The organism is Aquicoccus sp. SU-CL01552, assembly GCF_040365005.1.
Taxonomy (GTDB): Bacteria; Pseudomonadota; Alphaproteobacteria; order Rhodobacterales; family Rhodobacteraceae; genus Antarcticimicrobium.
In genome coordinates, this window is sequence record NZ_BAABWV010000006.1 from 47240 (window position 1) to 64042 (window position 16803).

The following is a 16803-nucleotide window of genomic DNA, read 5'->3' on the forward strand; positions in this document are numbered from 1 at the left end:
TTTCAAGATGGAAATCAGGTTTCTTCTGAACGGAGAGGCTGTTGCGCTGTCGGATGTCACGCCGACGCGGACGCTTCTGGATTGGCTGCGCGAGAAGCGCGGGCTGACAGGTACCAAGGAGGGCTGCAACGAGGGCGACTGCGGCGCCTGCACGGTGATGGTGACCGACGGATCAGGGGCGCGGGCACTGAACGCCTGCATCCTGCTGCTGCCGCAACTGCACGGGCGCGCGGTGCGCACCATCGAGGGGATCTCCGGCCCCAAGGGGCAACTGCACCCGGTGCAGCGGGCGATGATCGACCACCACGGCAGCCAGTGCGGCTTCTGCACGCCGGGCTTCGTGGTGTCGATGGCGGTGGCGCATCTGAACGGCAACACCGACCACGCGACCGCGCTGGCCGGCAACCTGTGCCGCTGCACCGGCTACGCGCCGATCCTGCGCGCCGCCGAAGCTGCCGCAGAGCAGCCGGTGCCGGAATGGATGGTAAGCGACGCCGCCTGGCTGACGGAAAACGGGATCCCCCGCCTGTCCGTCGCGCCACAAAGCGCCGACGAGCTGGCCACGCTCTACGCCGAACACCCCGAGGCCACGCTGGTGGCCGGGGCCACCGACGTCGGGCTCTGGGTGACCAAGTCGCTACGTGACCTCGACCCGGTGATCTTTCTCAACCGCTGCGCCGACCTCAAGGGCGTGGAGATCGGCGAACACGAGGTGCGCGTCGGCGCGATGACCGACATGAACAGCTTTGGCGCGGCGATCGCGCCGCTGCACCCCTCCTATGCCGAGATGATCCGCCGCTATGGCTCGGCCCAGGTGCGCGGGGCGGCGACGGTGGGCGGCAATATCGCCAATGGCTCGCCGATCGGGGACAACCCGCCGGCGCTGATCGCGCTGGACGCGGTGGTGCACCTGCGGCGCGCCGATACGCGACGGGCGATGCTGCTGGAAAAATTCTTTCTCGATTATGGCATGCAGGATCGCGAGCCCGGCGAATTCGTCGAGGCGGTCAGCTTTCCGCGCCAGGACGACCGGCTGAAATGCTACAAGCTTTCCAAGCGGTTCGACCAGGACATCTCGGCGGTCTGCGGCTGTTTCAACATCCGGGTCGAGGACGGGATCGTCACCGCGGCCCGCATCGCCTTTGGCGGCATGGCGGGGGTGCCCAAGCGCGCCGCGCAGGTGGAAAGCGCGCTTGTCGGTCAGCCGTGGGAAATCGACACGATCCGCATGGCGCAGCAAGGGTTCGACGCGGACTTTGCCCCGATGAGCGACATGCGCGCCAGCGCGACCTACCGGCTGGAAACCGCGCGGGCGATGCTGGAGCGGTATTTCGCGCAAGACATGGATGACACCACCTCGGTGCAGGAGGTCCCGGCATGAGCGTGACCAAACCCCTGCCCCATGACGCCGCGCGGCTGCATGTGACCGGCACCGCGCGCTATATCGACGACGTGCCGATGCCGCGCGACACGCTGCACCTGGCCTTTGGCCTTAGCCCGGTCGCGCGCGGGCAGATCACGGTGATGGACCTGGCCGCGGTGCGCGCCGCCCCCGGCGTGGTGGCGGTGATGACAGCGGCGGATCTGCCCTTTGCCAACGATGTCTCTCCCTCGATCCATGACGAACCACTGTTGGCGGTGGATCAGGTGAACTATGTCGGTCAGCCGCTGTTCCTGGTGGTGGCCGAAACCCACTTGGCCGCGCGCAAGGCGGCCCGGCTCGGTAACGTGAAGATCATCGAGGAAGAGCCGATCCTGACCATCGACCAGGCGCTCGCGGCCGACAGCCGGTTCGAGGGCGGGCCGGTGATCTGGGAAAAGGGCGATGCGGCCACGGCGATCGACGGCGCGGCGCATGTGGTCGAGGGCCATTTCGAGATGGGCGGGCAGGAGCATTTCTATCTTGAGGGACAGGCGGCGCTGGCGCTGCCGCAGGAGGGCGGCGACATGATCGTCCAGTCCTCGACCCAGCACCCGACCGAGATCCAACACAAGGTGGCCGAGGCGCTCGGCGTGCCGATGCACGCAGTCCGGGTCGAGATTCGCCGCATGGGCGGCGGCTTCGGCGGCAAGGAAAGCCAGGGCAACGCGCTGGCGGTGTCCTGCGCGGTGGCGGCACGGGCGACCGGGCTGCCCTGCAAGATGCGCTATGACCGCGACGACGACATGACGATCACCGGCAAACGGCACGATTTCCGCATCGCCTATCGCGCCGGCTTCGACGCCGACGGGCGGATCAGGGGCGTCGAGTTCGTGCAATACGCCCGCTGCGGCTGGGCGATGGACCTGTCACTCCCGGTGGCCGACCGCGCCATGCTGCACGCCGACAATGCCTATCTGCTGCCTCATGCACGGATCGAGAGCCACCGGCTGAAGACCAACACCCAGAGCGCCACCGCCTACCGCGGTTTCGGCGGGCCGCAGGGCATGCTGGGGATGGAACGGCTGATGGATCATGCCGCGCATCAACTCGGGATCGAGCCGGTCGAGTTGCGGCGGCGCAATTACTACGCCGAGGCCGGGGGGGGCGCTGCCCCCGCTCCTTCGGAGCCCCCCCGGGATATTTCTGGTGAAAGGAAGGGCGGGCACCCCCTGACCACGCCCTATGGGCAGGAGGTCGAGGATTTCGAACTGCACGGGATCACCGAGGTGCTGCTGGAGCGTTCGGATTACACCGCGCGCAAGCAGGCCGTCGCGGCGTGGAACGCGGAGCACGTCGCGATCAAGAAGGGGATCGCCTTCTCGCCGGTGAAGTTCGGCATCTCCTTCACGCTGACTCATCTGAACCAGGCCGGTGCCCTGGTGCATGTCTACCAGGACGGCTCGGTGCATCTGAACCACGGCGGCACCGAGATGGGACAGGGGCTGTTCCAGAAGGTGGCGCAGGTGGCGGCCAGCCGGTTCGGGATTGATCTGGCTGCGGTCAAGATCACCGCGACCGATACCGCCAAGGTGCCCAACACCTCGGCGACGGCGGCCTCCTCCGGGTCGGACCTGAACGGAATGGCGGTGAAGGCGGCCTGCGACACCATCCGGGCGCGGATGGCCGAGCATCTGGCGGCCGAACACCAGGCCCGGCCGGAGGATGTCCATTTCGAGGGCGGAAACGTACAGGTCGGCGCCGCGGTGATGACGTTTTCCGACGCAGCGCAGCGCTGTTACGAGGGGCGGGTCAGCCTGTCGTCCACCGGGTTCTACAAGACGCCCAAGGTTGCATGGGACCGTATCCGGGGCACCGGGCGGCCGTTCTATTACTTTGCCTATGGCGCGGCGGTGAGCGAGGTGGCGGTGGATATCCGCACTGGCGAGTACCGCCTGTTGCGGGTCGACATCCTGCATGACACCGGCGCCAGTCTGAACCCGGCGCTGGACATCGGCCAGGTCGAGGGCGGCTATGTGCAGGGCGCCGGTTGGCTGACCACCGAGGAACTGGTCTGGGACGACAAGGGGCGGCTGCGAACCCATGCGCCCAGCACCTACAAGATCCCGGCGTTCTCCGATCAGCCGGACGTGTTCAACGTCGCGCTCTGGGATGGCAAGAACCGCGAGGACACCATCTATCGCTCCAAGGCGGTGGGCGAGCCGCCGTTCATGCTGGGCATTTCGGCCTTCCTGGCGCTCAGCGATGCGGTCGCGGCCTGCGGTGACGCCTATCCCGATCTGGATGCGCCGGCGACGCCGGAGCGGGTCTGGGCGGCGATCCGGAGGATGCGCGATGAGCTTTGATCGCGACGCGCTGAAGGCCGCCGTGGCGGAACATGGCCGCGTCACCCGGGTGGTGATCGCGGATCTGCGCGGCTCCTCTCCGCGCGAGGTCGGGGCGGCGATGCTGGTCTGGAACACAGGGCAGTCGGGCACCATCGGCGGCGGCGCGCTGGAATTCGAGGCGGCCAAGGCAGCGCGGGATCAACGCGAGGCCAACCGGCTGACGCGCCACGCGCTGGGACCGGAGCTGGGCCAATGCTGCGGTGGCGCGGTGAGCCTGCTGAGCGAGGTTTATGATGCACAGGCCCTTGCCGCGCTTGAGGGCGCGGTGATCGCCCGGCCGGTATCCGGGGCGGCAGAGATGCCGCTGGCAGTGCGGCGGTTGCAGGATGCGGCGCGGGCGCAGGGGGTGCGACCCGCTCCTGCACTGATCGACGGCTGGATGGTGGAACCGGTGACGCGGCCCGCTCGCGATCTGTGGATCTGGGGCGCGGGGCACGTGGGGCGGGCGCTGGTCGATGTTCTGTCCCCGCTGCCCGATCTGGCGATCACCTGGGTCGATACCGGGCCGGAGCGGTTCCCTGAAAACGTGCCGACGACGGTGACGGTGCTGCCGGCGGTCAACCCGGCCGACCTGGTGCGCCATGCGCCGGCGCAGGCCGCGCATCTGATCGTGACCTATTCGCATGCGCTCGACCTGGAATTGTGCCACCGGCTGCTTTCCCTCGGGTTCGACTTTGCGGGGCTGATCGGATCGGCTACGAAATGGGCGCGGTTCCGGTCGCGGCTGCGCGCGCTGGGCCATGCACCGGAAACCATCGCGCGGATCACCTGCCCGATCGGCGACCCGGCGCTGGGCAAACATCCGCAGCAGATCGCCATCGGCGTCGCGGCGCAATTGATGCGCCCGGGCGCAACAAGGACAAGACCCATGGCAGAAACCGAGGAGCGACGCGCGTGAGCCAAACCTTGCTGAACCTGAACGGGCTGACCAAAGCCTATCCCGGCGTGATCGCCAATGACGACATCTCGTTCCGGATCGGCGAGGGCGAGGTGCATGCGCTGCTGGGCGAGAACGGCGCCGGCAAATCGACGCTGGTCAAGATGATCTACGGGCTGGTCAAGCCCGACAGCGGCACGATGGAGCTACGCGGGGGGCCTTACGCGCCGGGCGAGCCGCGCGCGGCGCGGGCCGACGGCATCGCCATGGTGTTCCAGCATTTCTCGCTGTTCGATGCGCTGAACGTGGCCGAGAACATCGCGCTGGGGATGGAGAACCCGCCGCCGATGCGGGACCTCGCCGCGCGTATCCGCGAGGTGTCCGAGACCTATGGTCTGCCGCTGGACCCGTTCCGCACGGTCGGGGATCTTTCGGCCGGGGAACGCCAGCGGGTCGAGATCATCCGCTGCCTGCTGCAGGACCCCAAGCTGCTGATCATGGACGAGCCGACCAGCGTGCTGACTCCGCAGGAGGTCGACATCCTGTTCGAGACCCTGCGCAAGCTGCGCGACGAGGGCACGGCGATCCTGTACATCTCGCACAAGCTGGAAGAGATCCGCACCCTGTGTGACACCGCGACGATCCTGCGGCTGGGCAAGGTGGTGGGCAGTTGCACCCCGCGCGAGACCACGGCGCGCGACATGGCCGAGATGATGGTGGGCAGCACGCTGCAGACACCCGAGCGCGCCGGGCGTCCGCTGGGCGAGGTGGCGCTGGACATCTCGGGGCTGTCGGCACCCGCGCCCTCGGCCTTCGGCACCGCGCTGAAGAACGTCCACCTGTCGGTACAACAGGGCGAGATCGTCGGCATCGGCGGCGTTGCCGGCAACGGGCAGGAGGAACTGCTGGCCGTGTTGTCGGGCGAGGTCCTGACCGAGGCGGGCGCGGTCAAGCTGTTGGGCCAGCCGATCGGGCGGCTGGGGCCGACCGCGCGGCGTACGCTGGGCCTGTTGACCGCGCCGGAAGAGCGGCTGGGCCATGCCGCCGCGCCGGACATGAGCCTGACGGAAAACGCCCTGTTGACCGGGTCGGTACGGGAAAAACTGGCGCGCAACGGCTTTCTCAGGTGGGGCGCGACGCGGACCTTTGCCGAGCAGATCATCGCCGATTTCGACGTGCGCACGCCGGGGCCGGAGACCGCCGCGCGGGCGCTGTCGGGCGGCAACCTGCAGAAATTCGTGATCGGACGCGAGGTGTTGCAGAACCCGCAGGTGCTGGTGGTGAACCAGCCCACCTGGGGCGTCGACGCCGCCGCCGCGGCCTCGATCCGGCAGGCACTGCTGGACTTGGCCGCTGGCGGTGCGGCGGTGATCTGCATCAGCCAGGACCTCGACGAGCTGATGGAGATCGCCGACCGGTTCGCGGCCCTGAACGAGGGTCGGCTGAGCACGCCGCGCCCGACCGCCGGGCTGAGCGTCGAGGAGATCGGCCTGATGATGGGCGGGGCGCATGGCATGGAGGTTGCGCATGTGTGATCGCCCGGCACCGGTCCCGCCCTTCGCAAGACCATTCCAACACGACAGAACAACAGGGGGCCGCGCATGATCCGGCTGGAAAAAAGGCCGCAGCCGTCGCAGGCTTGGTCGATGGCGACGCCGCTGGCGGCGGTGCTGGCGACGATGCTGTTCGGCGGGCTGCTGTTCGGGCTGCTGGGCACCAACCCGTTTCTGGCCATCGAGACGATCTTCTGGGAGCCGCTGTTCGGCGAGTTCGCCTTTTACTATCGCCCGCAATTGCTGGTGAAGGGGGCGCCGCTGGTGCTGATCGCGATCGGGCTGAGCCTGGGCTTTCGCGCCGGAATCTGGAACATCGGGGCCGAGGGGCAATACATCATCGGATCCCTGACCGGCGCCGGCGTGGGCCTGGCGTTCTATCCAATCGAGGCCTGGTACATCTTTCCGCTGATGGTGATCGCCGGCGCCCTGGGGGGCTGGGCCTGGGCGACGATCCCGGCGATCCTCAAGGTGCGGTTCGGCACCAACGAGATCCTGGTCTCGCTGATGCTGGTCTATGTGGCCGAGCAATTCCTCGCCTCGATGTCGCTGGGGCTGCTCAAGAACCCCGAGGGGTTCGGCTTTCCGGGCAGTCGCAACCTGAACGAATACGCCTCGGGGAACAGCTGGATCAGCCAGGACATCGGCATGCATTGGGGCGTGGTGGCAGCGCTGATCGCGGTGATCTTCGCCTATGTGCTGCTGAACCGGCACATGCTGGGGTTCCAGATCCGGCTGACCGGCGCGGCCCCCCGCGCGGCGCGGTTTTCCGGCGTGCGCCCGGCGCGGCTGATCCTGATGTGCCTTGGCATCTCGGGGGCGCTGGCCGGCATGGCGGGGCTGTTCGAAGTCGCCGGTCCGGCCGGACAGGTCAGCATCGATTTCAACGTCGGTTACGGCTTCACCGCGATCATCGTGGCCTTTCTCGGGCGGCTGCACCCGGTGGGCATTCTGCTGGCTGGCGGACTGATGGCGCTGACCTATATCGGCGGCGAGATCGCGCAAGGGCAGCTGGGCCTGCCCGCCGCCGCGATCCAGGTGTTCCAGGGGATGCTGCTGTTCTTCCTGCTGGCGCTGGATCTTCTGACCAATTTCCGCGTCGCCTGGCGCAAGCCGGAGGTGGCGTGACATGGACCTGAGTGCAATCAATCCCGTTCTGCTGATCGCCTCGCTGATGGTGGCGGCGACGCCGCTTTTGCTGGCGGCGATCGGTGAACTGGTGGTGGAAAAATCCGGCGTGCTGAACCTCGGTGTCGAGGGGATGATGATCGTCGGTGCGATCAGCGGGTTCGCCATCGCGGTCGAGACCGGGTCGCCCTGGCTGGGGTTCCTGGCGGCGGCGGTGGGCGGTGCGCTGTTGTCGCTGCTGTTCGTCATCCTGACGCAGGTGGCGCTGGCCAACCAGGTGGCGAGCGGTCTGTCGCTGACCCTGTTCGGGCTGGGGCTGAGTTCGCTGATGGGGCAACGCTATGTCGGAGTCAAACCGCCACAGATGGCCGAGCTGCATATCCCCGGCCTCAGCGACATGCCGGTTCTGGGGCCGATCCTGTTCTCGCACGACCTGGTTCTGTACCTCGGCGTGGCGATCATCGCGGCGGTCTGGGCGGTGCTGAAATTCACCCGCGTCGGCCTGATCCTGCGGGCGGTGGGCGAAAACCACGATGCCGCCCATGCCCTGGGTTACAAGGTGGTGCGCATCCGCATCGCCGCGATCCTGTTTGGCGGCGCCTGTGCCGGACTTGGCGGCGCCTATATCAGCCTGATCCGGGTGCCGCAGTGGACCGAGGGCATGACCGCCGGTGTCGGCTGGATCGCGCTGGCGCTGGTGGTCTTCGCCAGCTGGAAGCCCTGGCGCGTGCTGCTGGGCGCCTATCTTTTCGGCGGCGTCACCGTCGTGCAGCTCAATCTGCAGGCGGCCGGCGTTGCCATTCCGGTCGAGTATCTGGCAATGTCGCCCTATCTGGTGACGATCCTCGTGCTCGTGATCCTGTCGGCCGACAAGAGCAGCGCGCCTGCCTCTTTGGGCCGTATTTTCCATGCCTCGCACTAGGGGCAAATGACATCAACCAGGGGGACCCTGAATGAAACTGACATCTCTTCTCGCCAGTGCCGCGATGGTGCTGGGCCTGGCCACCGGAGCGGTGGCCCAGGACAAAACCAAGGTCGGCTTTGTCTATGTCGGGCCGGTCGGTGACGGCGGCTGGACCTATGAGCACAACCAGGGCCGCCTGGCGGTCGAGGCCGAGTTCGGCGACAAGGTCGAGACCGTCTATGTCGAGAACGTGGCCGAGGGCCCGGACTCGGAGCGGGTGATGACGCAGATGGCGCTGAACGGCGCCGACCTGATCTTTACCACCTCGTTCGGCTACATGGACCCGACCATCAACGTCGCCAAGAAGTTCCCGAACGTGAAGTTCGAGCACGCCACCGGCTACAAGACCGCGCCGAACGTCTCGGTCTATTCCGCCCGCTTCTATGAAGGCCGCGCGGTGCAGGGCACCATCGCCGGGCGCATGACCAAGTCCAACGTGGTGGGCTATATCGGCTCCTACCCGATCCCCGAGGTGATCCGCGGCATCAACTCCGCCTATATCCACGCCAAGAAGGTCAACCCGGACGTCGAGTTCAAGATCGTCTGGGCGTTCACCTGGTTCGATCCGGCGAAAGAGGCCGACGCGGCCAAGGTGCTGATCGAACAGGGCGCCGACGTAATCCTGCAGCACACCGATTCCACCGCGCCGCAGGCGGCGGCCAAGGCGGCCGGCAACGTGATCACCTTTGGCCAGGCCTCGGACATGGGCGAATACGCCCCGTCGCCACGCGTCAGCTCGATCATCGACAACTGGGCGCCCTATTACATCGCCCGCACCAAGGCGGTGATGGACGGTACTTGGGAAACCGTGAACACCTGGGACGGGATCGGCGCCGGCATGGTCAAGATCGGCGAGATCTCGGACGCGGTTCCGGCCGAGGTCAAGGAAGAGGCGCTGGCGCTGAAGGCGTCGATCGCCGACGGCTCCTACCACCCGTTCACCGGCCCGCTGAACAAGCAGGACGGCAGCGCATGGCTGGCCGAGGGCGAGGTTGCCGACGACGGCACGCTGGCCGGCATGAACTTCTTCGTCGAGGGGATCACCGGCGAGATCCCGCAGTAAGCCCCGGCACACGACGGGAACTGACTGTACCGAAACCCGGACGGCCGCGACACTCCAGTCGCGGCCGTTTTCCTTTTGCCCTACTGGTCTCGTGGCGGGGCCGACGAAAGAAGAGGCCAAGGGAAACGGCCGAAAAGGTCTGGACTCCGCGAACCGCGCAATAATGCGCCGCATGCGGCATATTTCGACTATTTTTTAATCAAATCTCGCGATCCCCCTGCGGTTTCGGTGAAACAGAATGCAGATACCGGGCCTTCGCGCGAAAATGCGGCGACATGCGGCTTCCCGGGGGACGGTCCCATCACCTGCCAGACACACCGACCTGAGCTGTTTCAGCCCGCCGCGCAACCGCGCGCGATCGGTCGGGTCGGCATCGGCTCGAAACAGGGCGGCGCGCGCTCGGCGCTGGCCACGCTGCATCAAAGCGGTGCGTTCAAGGCGCTGTTTCCCCGCCCCGTCGGTCCGACCCTCGAAGCGATCCTGATCAACACGGCGGGCGGGATCACCGGCGGCGATCGGTTTTCCACGTCGCTCGAGGTCGGCGCGGACTCTCGCCTTTCGGTGACGACGCAGGCCGCCGAGCGCGCCTATCGCGCCCAGCCCGGAGAGATTGCCCAGGTTCGCACCCGCGCACAGGTGGCAGCGGGGGCGCGACTCGACTGGTTGCCGCAGGAGACCATCCTTTACAACGGCGCATCGCTGCACCGGAAACTGTGCGTCGATCTGGCCCCCTCTGCCCGGCTGCTGCTGCTGGAACCGCTGGTTTTTGGCCGCGCCGCGATGGGCGAGACCCTGACCGACATCCGCTTTCGCGACCGGATCGAGATCACGCGAGAGGGCGTGCCGATCTATACCGATGCGCTGGCGTTCTCGGGCGACGCGACCGCCCATCTTGCCCGTCCCGCTGTGGCCGACGGCGCCGGCGCGATGGCCAGCCTGGTCCTGGTCGCGCCCGAAGCCGAAGCGCATCTTGACGCCCTGCGGGCGCTGATGCCTGCCTCCGGCGGCGTCAGCCTGATCCGCCCCGACCTGCTGGCCATGCGCCTGCTGGCCCCTGACAGCCACGCCCTGCGGCAGGTGCTGGTGCCGGTACTGACCCGGCTGACCGACAATGCGATCCCACGTTCATGGATGACCTGACATGCAATTGACCCCCCGCGAGAAAGACAAGCTGATGGTGGCCATGGCCGCCGAGGTCGCCCGCAAGCGGCTGGCGCGTGGCGTCAAGCTGAACCACCCCGAGGCGATCGCGCTGATCACCGACGCGGTGGTTGAAGGCGCCCGCGACGGGCGCAGCGTGGCCGAGATGATGGAGGCCGGCGCCCAGGTCATCACCCGAGACCAGTGCATGGAGGGCATCCCCGAGATGATCCACGAGGTCCAGGTCGAGGCCACTTTTCCCGACGGCACCAAGCTCGTCACCGTTCACAACCCGATCCGCTAAGGAGATACCCCATGAAAACCATTGCCCCGCTTGCCGCCCTGTCCGTCCTGACCCTCGCCGCCCCGGCACTGGCCCACGAGGGCGCGCATATGCACCCCCACGGGATCGGCGTCGGCACGATGCTGTTGCTTGGCTCGGTGATCGCGGCCGGGCTGGTCGCGGTCGCGGTCAAGGTCCGAAAATGATCCCGGGCGAGCTTTTCCCGGCCGAAGGCAGCCTGACCCTGAACGCCGGCCGCGAGGCGATCACGCTGATGGTGGCCAATACCGGCGACCGCCCGGTTCAGGTCGGCAGCCATTACCATTTCGCCGAGACCAACCCCGCGCTCGACTTTGACCGCGCGACGGCGCGCGGGATGCGCCTTGATATAGCAGCGGGCACCGCCGTGCGGTTCGAGCCGGGCCAGAAACGCGAAGTTCAGTTGATCCCGATGACCGGTGCGCGGAAAGTCTACGGGTTCAATCAACGGGTGATGGGGGTGCTCGACTAGATTCGGCCCCGGCCTCTGGTTGGACCCAACAGAGAGGTTAGCGGAAAGGACAAATCGCTATGTGCAATATCTGCGTAATGAACTCGGTAAAGGAAAAGATGCTTTCGCGGCGCCAGTTCTTCAAGGCGAGCGCGCTGAGCGGCGCGGCGGTGGCCACGCTGGGGATGACGGCGGCAAAGCCTGCATTGGCCGAGGCCATGGGCAAGGTGGTGGACATGACCCACACCTTCACGCCCGAGTTCCCGACCTTTGGCGGCGCGCCCGGGATTTCCATGGAAAAGACCGTGAAATTCGAAGAATCGGGCTACCAACTGTTTCGCGTCACCTATGACGAGCATTCGGGCACCCACCTCGACGCGCCGCTGCATTTCTCCGAGGACGGCGTTTCGATCGACGAAATGCCGGTCGAGAACTTCGTCTGTCCGCTCTGCGTCATCGACATCAAGGCCAAGGCGGCAGAGGATGCGAACTGCATGCTCGAACCCGAGGACATCGCCGCCTGGATCAGCGCCAATGGCGACATTCCGGCAGGGGCCTGCGTGGCGATGAACTCGGGCTGGGAGCACAAGCTGGGCGATCCTTCGTTCCGCAATGACGCGGACGGAAATTTCGCCTTTCCCGGCTTTTCCAAAAGCGCGACCGACATGCTGGCCGAGATGGGCGTTGTCTCGATCGGGGTGGACACGCTTTCGCTCGATCCGGGCAGTTCGGCGGATTTCGCCGTGCATTACGGCTGGCTGCCCTCGGGGCGCTACGGCATCGAATGCCTCGCCGGGCTCGACAAGCTGCCCGCCAAGGGGGCGACGATCTTCGTCGGGGCGCCCAAGATCGGCGGCGCGACCGGCGGACCGGGCCGCGTGATGGCCGTGGTCTGACGGCTGCACCTTCGGGGATGGCCCGGCGCTGGCCGGGCCGTTCCCACTCGACCCAATTCCTGACACCAAACGGATACCGGATATCGCCATGCCCACCTCCATAAGACGCGCCGATTACGCCGCCATGTTCGGCCCCACCATGGGCGACCGGCTGCGGCTGGCCGATACCGACCTGATCATCGAGGTCGAACGTGACCTGACCGCCGAGGCCGCGGGCCGCGCCCAGACCGGTGGTTCGGGCGACAACGCACTGGTCTACGGAGAAGAGGTCAAGTTCGGCGGCGGCAAGGTGATCCGCGACGGCATGGGACAAAGCCAGGTCACCCGCGCGGATGGCGCAGTGGACACCGTCATCACCAACGCGCTGATCGTCGACTGGACCGGCATCTACAAGGCCGACGTCGGCCTGAAGTCCGGCCGCATCGAAAAGATCGGCAAGGCCGGCAACCCCGATACCCAGCCCGGCGTCGACATCATCATCGGCCCCGGCACCGAGGTGATCGCGGGCGAAGGCCGGATCCTGACCGCCGGCGGTTTCGACAGCCACATTCACTTCATCTGCCCGCAACAGATCGAGGATGCGCTGCATTCGGGCCTGACCACCATGCTGGGTGGCGGCACCGGCCCGGCCCATGGCACGCTGGCCACCACCTGCACACCGGGGCCCTGGCATATCGGGCGGATGCTGCAGGCTGCCGATGCCTTTCCGATGAACCTGGCCTTTGCCGGCAAGGGCAACGCCTCGCTCCCCGCCGCGCTGGAGGAACAGGTGCTGGGCGGAGCCTGCGCGCTGAAGCTGCACGAGGACTGGGGCACCACGCCCGGCGCCATCGACTGCTGTCTCTCGGTGGCTGACGACATGGACGTGCAGGTGATGATCCACACCGACACGCTGAACGAATCCGGTTTCGTCGAACACACCGTCGGCGCGATGAAGGGGCGTACGATCCACGCCTTTCACACCGAGGGCGCCGGCGGCGGTCACGCCCCCGACATCATCAAGATCTGCGGCGAGGATTTCGTCCTGCCCTCCTCGACCAACCCGACCCGGCCCTTCACGGTGAACACGCTGGAAGAGCATCTGGACATGCTGATGGTGTGTCACCACCTCGACAAGTCGATCCCCGAGGACGTGGCCTTTGCGGAAAGCCGCATCCGCCGCGAGACCATCGCCGCCGAGGACATCCTGCACGACCTTGGCGCGTTTTCGATCATCGCCAGCGACAGCCAGGCGATGGGCCGGGTCGGCGAGGTGCTGATCCGCACCTGGCAGACCGCCGACAAGATGAAGAAACAGCGCGGCCGCCTGTCCGAGGAGACCGGCGACAACGACAACCTGCGGGTTCGACGCTATATCGCCAAATACACCATCAACCCCGCCATCGCGCACGGGATCAGCCACGAGATCGGAAGCATCGAGGTGGGCAAGCGCGCCGACCTGGTGCTCTGGTCGCCCGCGTTCTTCGGGGTGAAGCCCGAGATGGTGCTGTTGGGCGGCACCATCGCCATGGCGCAGATGGGCGATCCCAACGCCTCGATCCCGACGCCGCAACCGGTTTATTCCCGGCCGATGTTCGGCGCCTATGGGCGCAGCGTGGAGAACTCGGCCGTCACCTTCGTCTCGGACGCGGCGCTGGCCAGTGGCATCGGCGCGCGGCTGGGGCTGGCCAAGGACACGGTGGCGGTGCGCGGCACCCGTGATATCGGCAAGTCCGACATGAAGCTGAACGATGCCACCCCGAGGATCGAGGTGAACCCCGAGACCTACGAGGTGCGCGCCGACGGCGAATTGCTGACCTGCCAGCCGGCCGAGGTGCTGCCGATGGCGCAGCGCTATTTCATGTTCTGACAAAAGGGGCGAATGATGCGGATCTTCTCGAACGACCGACGGATCGGGGGTGCGGCATGAACGTGCTGCCCGTGGCGCGCACGGTGCGCCAACATCCCGCCGAGCCGGCGGACGATACCGTCACGCTGACCTATGACGACCGGTTCCTGCGGCGCAAGCGGCTGGTGGGCGATGGCGGGCTGACCTTCCTTCTGGACCTGTCGAAGACCACCTCGCTCAATGCCGGAGATGCGCTGATGCTGGCGGACGGGCGGCTGATCTCGGTCTGCGCGGCCCGAGAGCCGCTGCTGGAGGTGACCGGCCCGGACCTGCCGCGGCTGGCTTGGCACATTGGCAACCGCCATACCCCCTGCCAGATCGAGAGCGGGCGGCTGCTGATCCAGCGCGACCACGTGATCCGCGACATGCTTCAGCTGATCGGCGCCACCCTGCGCGAGGTCGAGGAGCCCTTTACCCCCGAGGGCGGCGCCTATGGTCTTGGGCGCACCCACGGCCACGATCACGGCCAGTCCCACGGCGGGCACGATCACGGCCATTCCCATGACCACGCCCACTGACAGCCAGGTCCTGAAGCTGGCGCAATGGTTGTCGCCCGCCTATCCGGTGGGGGCCTTCAGCTATAGCCACGGGCTGGAATGGGCGGTCTCGGTCGGCGATGTCTTTGATACCGACAGTTTCCGCGACTGGCTCGAGGACGTGCTGCGCCATGGCGCGGGGCGCTCTGACGTGACCTTTCTCGCAGCGGCGTTCGAGGCCGAGACGGCGGAGGCCGTGCTTGCGATTGATGCGCAGGCCCGCGCCTTTGCCCCCTCGGCCGAGCGTCTGCTGGAGACCGAGGCGCAGGGCCACGCCTTTGCCAAGACCACCGTTGCCGTCTGGCCGGAAGAGGACGTGCCACGGCTGTGCCATCCCGTCGCCCTCGGGCATGCCGCAAACCTGCATCGCCTGCCGCTCCTGCTGACGGCGCGGATGTATCTGCACGCCTTTGCCTCCAACCTGGTCTCGGCCGGCATCCGCCTGATCCCCATCGGCCAGACAGACGGGCAAAAGTTGTTGAGCGCGCTGACACCGCTGATCGAAGCCCTCGCCGAAAAAGCAATCGGCGAGTCGCCAGAGGATCTGTCCAGCACCGCGTTTCTGGCCGATATTGCCTCTATGAAACACGAAACCCAGTATTCAAGGTTGTTCCGCTCATGAAATCCCCAAACGGCCCCCTGCGCGTGGGCATCGGCGGCCCGGTCGGCGCCGGCAAGACCACGCTGACCGCCGCGCTGGCCCGCGCCCTGTCGCCCCACCTCTCCGTCGCGGTCGTCACCAACGACATCTACACGCGCGAGGATGCCGAGGCGCTGATGCGCCAGCAGGTGCTGCCCGCTGACCGGATCAAGGGGGTCGAGACCGGCGGCTGCCCGCACACGGCGATCCGCGAGGACGCCTCGATCAACCTTGCCGCCATCGCCGACCTGACCGAACGGTTTCCCGACCTCGATGTCGTGCTGATCGAATCCGGTGGCGACAACCTGTCGGCCACCTTCAGCCCGGAACTGGCCGACGTGACGCTTTACGTCATCGACACTGCCGCCGGCGAGGACATCCCGCGCAAGGGCGGCCCGGCGATCACCAAGTCCGATCTGTTGATCGTCAACAAGACCGACCTGGCCCCCCATGTCGGCGCCGACCTCTCGGTGATGGTCCGCGATGCGGCGCGCATGCGCGGCGATGGCAAGACCGTCTTCGCCGCCCTCAGAAAGGGAGAGGGCGTATCGGACATCGTCGCCAACCTGTGCGAGATCGGCGGGCTGCTGATCCCCGAAGACGCCTGAGCGGAACATCGCTCAGGCGCCGCCTGGTGCCGGCCAAACCACCCGGACACGCGCAGGCCCCACGTTGCAGGCAATGAGCGGGTTCCCGCCACCCGCCCGATCGTGCTAGGGTGTAGGAAGCCCGGAGGTGCCGCATGCCGTTTTACCGCCCGCACGTATTGTTGTTTCTGGTTCTTTCGCTTTCACTGGCCCTGCCGGCGGCGGCAAGCAACGATAACGGGTACGGCGGAGGCACTGACGGTGCCAGCGCAGGTGGCGCCGGCGCTGGAGGCGAAGGTGGTGGATCGACATCCGGCCTGTCGACACGGGCGACCGCGGCCGTGACGCGCACCCTGAAACGGGATTTCATGCGCTGTCAGAAGCTGACGGAGGTCTATCGGTTCGACTGTTACCGTATCGTCTATCGGCTGTCCGCTCGAAAACTTGTTGGAAACCAGGCCTATCGGCCGGCCCGTCAGGTTCTGGAGAGCGTCGAAAAGTCGATTGACAAGGTTGTCCGCACCTATGCCGACCCGACGGCCCCCCGCAAGCGGGCAGGGTTTCAAGCCTACCGCGCCATCAAGCCGGCGGCGGTGTCACAGGCCAAGCGCGATGTCACAAAGGTGCTGGCCGAGGCGGAAACGACGCTGTTGCGGTCGGCGGGCAAGGACAACAGCCATTTCGCCTCGATCGCCCAGGCGGTGAACTCCAACAAGGTGCTGTTGCGCTCGGCCTTGTTGGAAATCTTCAGGCCGGTGCTGGCCCTGCTAGATTGACGCACCCCCCTTGCATCCGGCGCGATTTTCTCCGATTTTTCCCGCGTCGGGGCCGTAGCTCAGTTGGGAGAGCGCGTCGTTCGCAATGACGAGGTCAGGGGTTCGATTCCCCTCGGCTCCACCAAATCTCGCTCTTATGTTGAAGAAACCACTAACGCCTTGAATGGAAAGGCGGTTTCAACGCCTGACAACCTCCACCAAGATTGCATCGCAC

The 16803-nt window shown here is 66.6% G+C and carries 17 protein-coding genes and 1 tRNA gene; all 18 read left to right on the forward strand.

Annotated features, from left to right (window positions below; genetic code table 11):
- Positions 1 to 7: 7 nt before the first annotated feature.
- Positions 8 to 1381 carry a xanthine dehydrogenase small subunit gene (gene xdhA / locus ABWV23_RS08515; protein WP_353346960.1) on the forward strand — a complete coding sequence of 458 codons (1374 nt, stop codon included), beginning with the start codon at positions 8 to 10 and terminating at the stop codon, positions 1379 to 1381.
- The gene (gene xdhB / locus ABWV23_RS08520; protein WP_353346961.1) at positions 1378 to 3726 is read left to right on the forward strand and encodes a xanthine dehydrogenase molybdopterin binding subunit; all 2349 of its coding nucleotides are present in this window, start codon (positions 1378 to 1380) and stop codon (positions 3724 to 3726) included. Before xdhA ends, xdhB begins: the two co-directional genes overlap by 4 nt.
- On the forward strand, positions 3716 to 4666 hold the full coding sequence (xdhC, locus tag ABWV23_RS08525; protein ID WP_353346963.1) for a xanthine dehydrogenase accessory protein XdhC: 951 nt from the start codon (positions 3716 to 3718) through the stop codon (positions 4664 to 4666). The genes xdhB and xdhC overlap by 11 nt, the downstream gene beginning before the upstream one ends.
- Positions 4663 to 6180: an ABC transporter ATP-binding protein gene (locus tag ABWV23_RS08530; RefSeq protein ID WP_353346965.1), complete on the forward strand. Its 1518-nt coding sequence runs from the start codon at positions 4663 to 4665 to the stop codon at positions 6178 to 6180. Before xdhC ends, ABWV23_RS08530 begins: the two co-directional genes overlap by 4 nt.
- A gap of 66 nt (positions 6181 to 6246) precedes the next feature.
- The gene (locus ABWV23_RS08535) at positions 6247 to 7326 is read left to right on the forward strand and encodes an ABC transporter permease (RefSeq protein ID WP_353346966.1); all 1080 of its coding nucleotides are present in this window, start codon (positions 6247 to 6249) and stop codon (positions 7324 to 7326) included.
- 1 nt (position 7327) lies between these two features.
- Positions 7328 to 8248 (forward strand): ABC transporter permease, encoded by a 921-nt coding sequence (locus ABWV23_RS08540; RefSeq protein WP_353346968.1) that lies wholly within the window; start codon positions 7328 to 7330, stop codon positions 8246 to 8248.
- Positions 8249 to 8279: 31 nt separating this feature from the next.
- Positions 8280 to 9353 (forward strand): BMP family ABC transporter substrate-binding protein, encoded by a 1074-nt coding sequence (locus ABWV23_RS08545; protein WP_353346970.1) that lies wholly within the window; start codon positions 8280 to 8282, stop codon positions 9351 to 9353.
- 228 nt (positions 9354 to 9581) lie between these two features.
- The gene (locus ABWV23_RS08550) at positions 9582 to 10493 is read left to right on the forward strand and encodes an urease accessory protein UreD (protein WP_353346972.1); all 912 of its coding nucleotides are present in this window, start codon (positions 9582 to 9584) and stop codon (positions 10491 to 10493) included.
- 1 nt (position 10494) lies between these two features.
- Positions 10495 to 10797 carry an urease subunit gamma gene (locus ABWV23_RS08555; protein ID WP_353346974.1) on the forward strand — a complete coding sequence of 101 codons (303 nt, stop codon included), beginning with the start codon at positions 10495 to 10497 and terminating at the stop codon, positions 10795 to 10797.
- A gap of 11 nt (positions 10798 to 10808) precedes the next feature.
- Positions 10809 to 10982 carry a hypothetical protein gene (locus ABWV23_RS08560; protein WP_353346976.1) on the forward strand — a complete coding sequence of 58 codons (174 nt, stop codon included), beginning with the start codon at positions 10809 to 10811 and terminating at the stop codon, positions 10980 to 10982.
- Positions 10979 to 11287 (forward strand): urease subunit beta, encoded by a 309-nt coding sequence (locus ABWV23_RS08565; RefSeq protein ID WP_353346978.1) that lies wholly within the window; start codon positions 10979 to 10981, stop codon positions 11285 to 11287. The genes ABWV23_RS08560 and ABWV23_RS08565 overlap by 4 nt, the downstream gene beginning before the upstream one ends.
- A gap of 59 nt (positions 11288 to 11346) precedes the next feature.
- Entirely contained in the window at positions 11347 to 12162 is an 816-nt protein-coding gene (locus ABWV23_RS08570) for a cyclase family protein (RefSeq protein ID WP_353346980.1), read from the forward strand.
- Positions 12163 to 12250: 88 nt separating this feature from the next.
- On the forward strand, positions 12251 to 14011 hold the full coding sequence (gene ureC, locus ABWV23_RS08575; RefSeq protein WP_353346982.1) for an urease subunit alpha: 1761 nt from the start codon (positions 12251 to 12253) through the stop codon (positions 14009 to 14011).
- A 56-nt stretch (positions 14012 to 14067) separates the two neighbouring features.
- A complete protein-coding gene (gene ureE, locus ABWV23_RS08580) occupies positions 14068 to 14568 on the forward strand; it encodes an urease accessory protein UreE (RefSeq protein ID WP_353346984.1) in 501 nt (166 codons plus the stop codon).
- A complete protein-coding gene (locus ABWV23_RS08585; protein WP_353346986.1) occupies positions 14552 to 15208 on the forward strand; it encodes an urease accessory protein UreF in 657 nt (218 codons plus the stop codon). Before ureE ends, ABWV23_RS08585 begins: the two co-directional genes overlap by 17 nt.
- A complete protein-coding gene (ureG, locus tag ABWV23_RS08590) occupies positions 15205 to 15834 on the forward strand; it encodes an urease accessory protein UreG (RefSeq protein WP_353346988.1) in 630 nt (209 codons plus the stop codon). The genes ABWV23_RS08585 and ureG overlap by 4 nt, the downstream gene beginning before the upstream one ends.
- A gap of 134 nt (positions 15835 to 15968) precedes the next feature.
- The gene (locus ABWV23_RS08595) at positions 15969 to 16589 is read left to right on the forward strand and encodes a hypothetical protein (protein ID WP_353346990.1); all 621 of its coding nucleotides are present in this window, start codon (positions 15969 to 15971) and stop codon (positions 16587 to 16589) included.
- Between the two features lie 48 nt (positions 16590 to 16637).
- Positions 16638 to 16713: transfer RNA gene (locus ABWV23_RS08600), tRNA-Ala, on the forward strand.
- Positions 16714 to 16803: the final 90 nt, after the last annotated feature.

What these genes read in the sequence shown, in the direction of transcription:
- ureE (WP_353346984.1), top strand. Translation starts at nt 14,068, where the DNA reads ATGAACGTGCTGCCCGTGGCGCGCACGGTGCGCCAACATCCCGCCGAG.
- ABWV23_RS08535 (WP_353346966.1), top strand. Translation starts at nt 6,247, where the DNA reads ATGATCCGGCTGGAAAAAAGGCCGCAGCCGTCGCAGGCTTGGTCGATG.
- ABWV23_RS08560 (WP_353346976.1), top strand. Translation starts at nt 10,809, where the DNA reads ATGAAAACCATTGCCCCGCTTGCCGCCCTGTCCGTCCTGACCCTCGCC.
- ABWV23_RS08595 (WP_353346990.1), top strand. Translation starts at nt 15,969, where the DNA reads ATGCCGTTTTACCGCCCGCACGTATTGTTGTTTCTGGTTCTTTCGCTT.
- ABWV23_RS08585 (WP_353346986.1), top strand. Translation starts at nt 14,552, where the DNA reads ATGACCACGCCCACTGACAGCCAGGTCCTGAAGCTGGCGCAATGGTTG.
- ABWV23_RS08565 (WP_353346978.1), top strand. Translation starts at nt 10,979, where the DNA reads ATGATCCCGGGCGAGCTTTTCCCGGCCGAAGGCAGCCTGACCCTGAAC.
- ABWV23_RS08570 (WP_353346980.1), top strand. Translation starts at nt 11,347, where the DNA reads ATGTGCAATATCTGCGTAATGAACTCGGTAAAGGAAAAGATGCTTTCG.
- xdhC (WP_353346963.1), top strand. Translation starts at nt 3,716, where the DNA reads ATGAGCTTTGATCGCGACGCGCTGAAGGCCGCCGTGGCGGAACATGGC.
- xdhB (WP_353346961.1), top strand. Translation starts at nt 1,378, where the DNA reads ATGAGCGTGACCAAACCCCTGCCCCATGACGCCGCGCGGCTGCATGTG.
- xdhA (WP_353346960.1), top strand. Translation starts at nt 8, where the DNA reads ATGGAAATCAGGTTTCTTCTGAACGGAGAGGCTGTTGCGCTGTCGGAT.
- ureG (WP_353346988.1), top strand. Translation starts at nt 15,205, where the DNA reads ATGAAATCCCCAAACGGCCCCCTGCGCGTGGGCATCGGCGGCCCGGTC.
- ABWV23_RS08540 (WP_353346968.1), top strand. Translation starts at nt 7,328, where the DNA reads ATGGACCTGAGTGCAATCAATCCCGTTCTGCTGATCGCCTCGCTGATG.
- ABWV23_RS08555 (WP_353346974.1), top strand. Translation starts at nt 10,495, where the DNA reads ATGCAATTGACCCCCCGCGAGAAAGACAAGCTGATGGTGGCCATGGCC.
- ABWV23_RS08545 (WP_353346970.1), top strand. Translation starts at nt 8,280, where the DNA reads ATGAAACTGACATCTCTTCTCGCCAGTGCCGCGATGGTGCTGGGCCTG.
- ureC (WP_353346982.1), top strand. Translation starts at nt 12,251, where the DNA reads ATGCCCACCTCCATAAGACGCGCCGATTACGCCGCCATGTTCGGCCCC.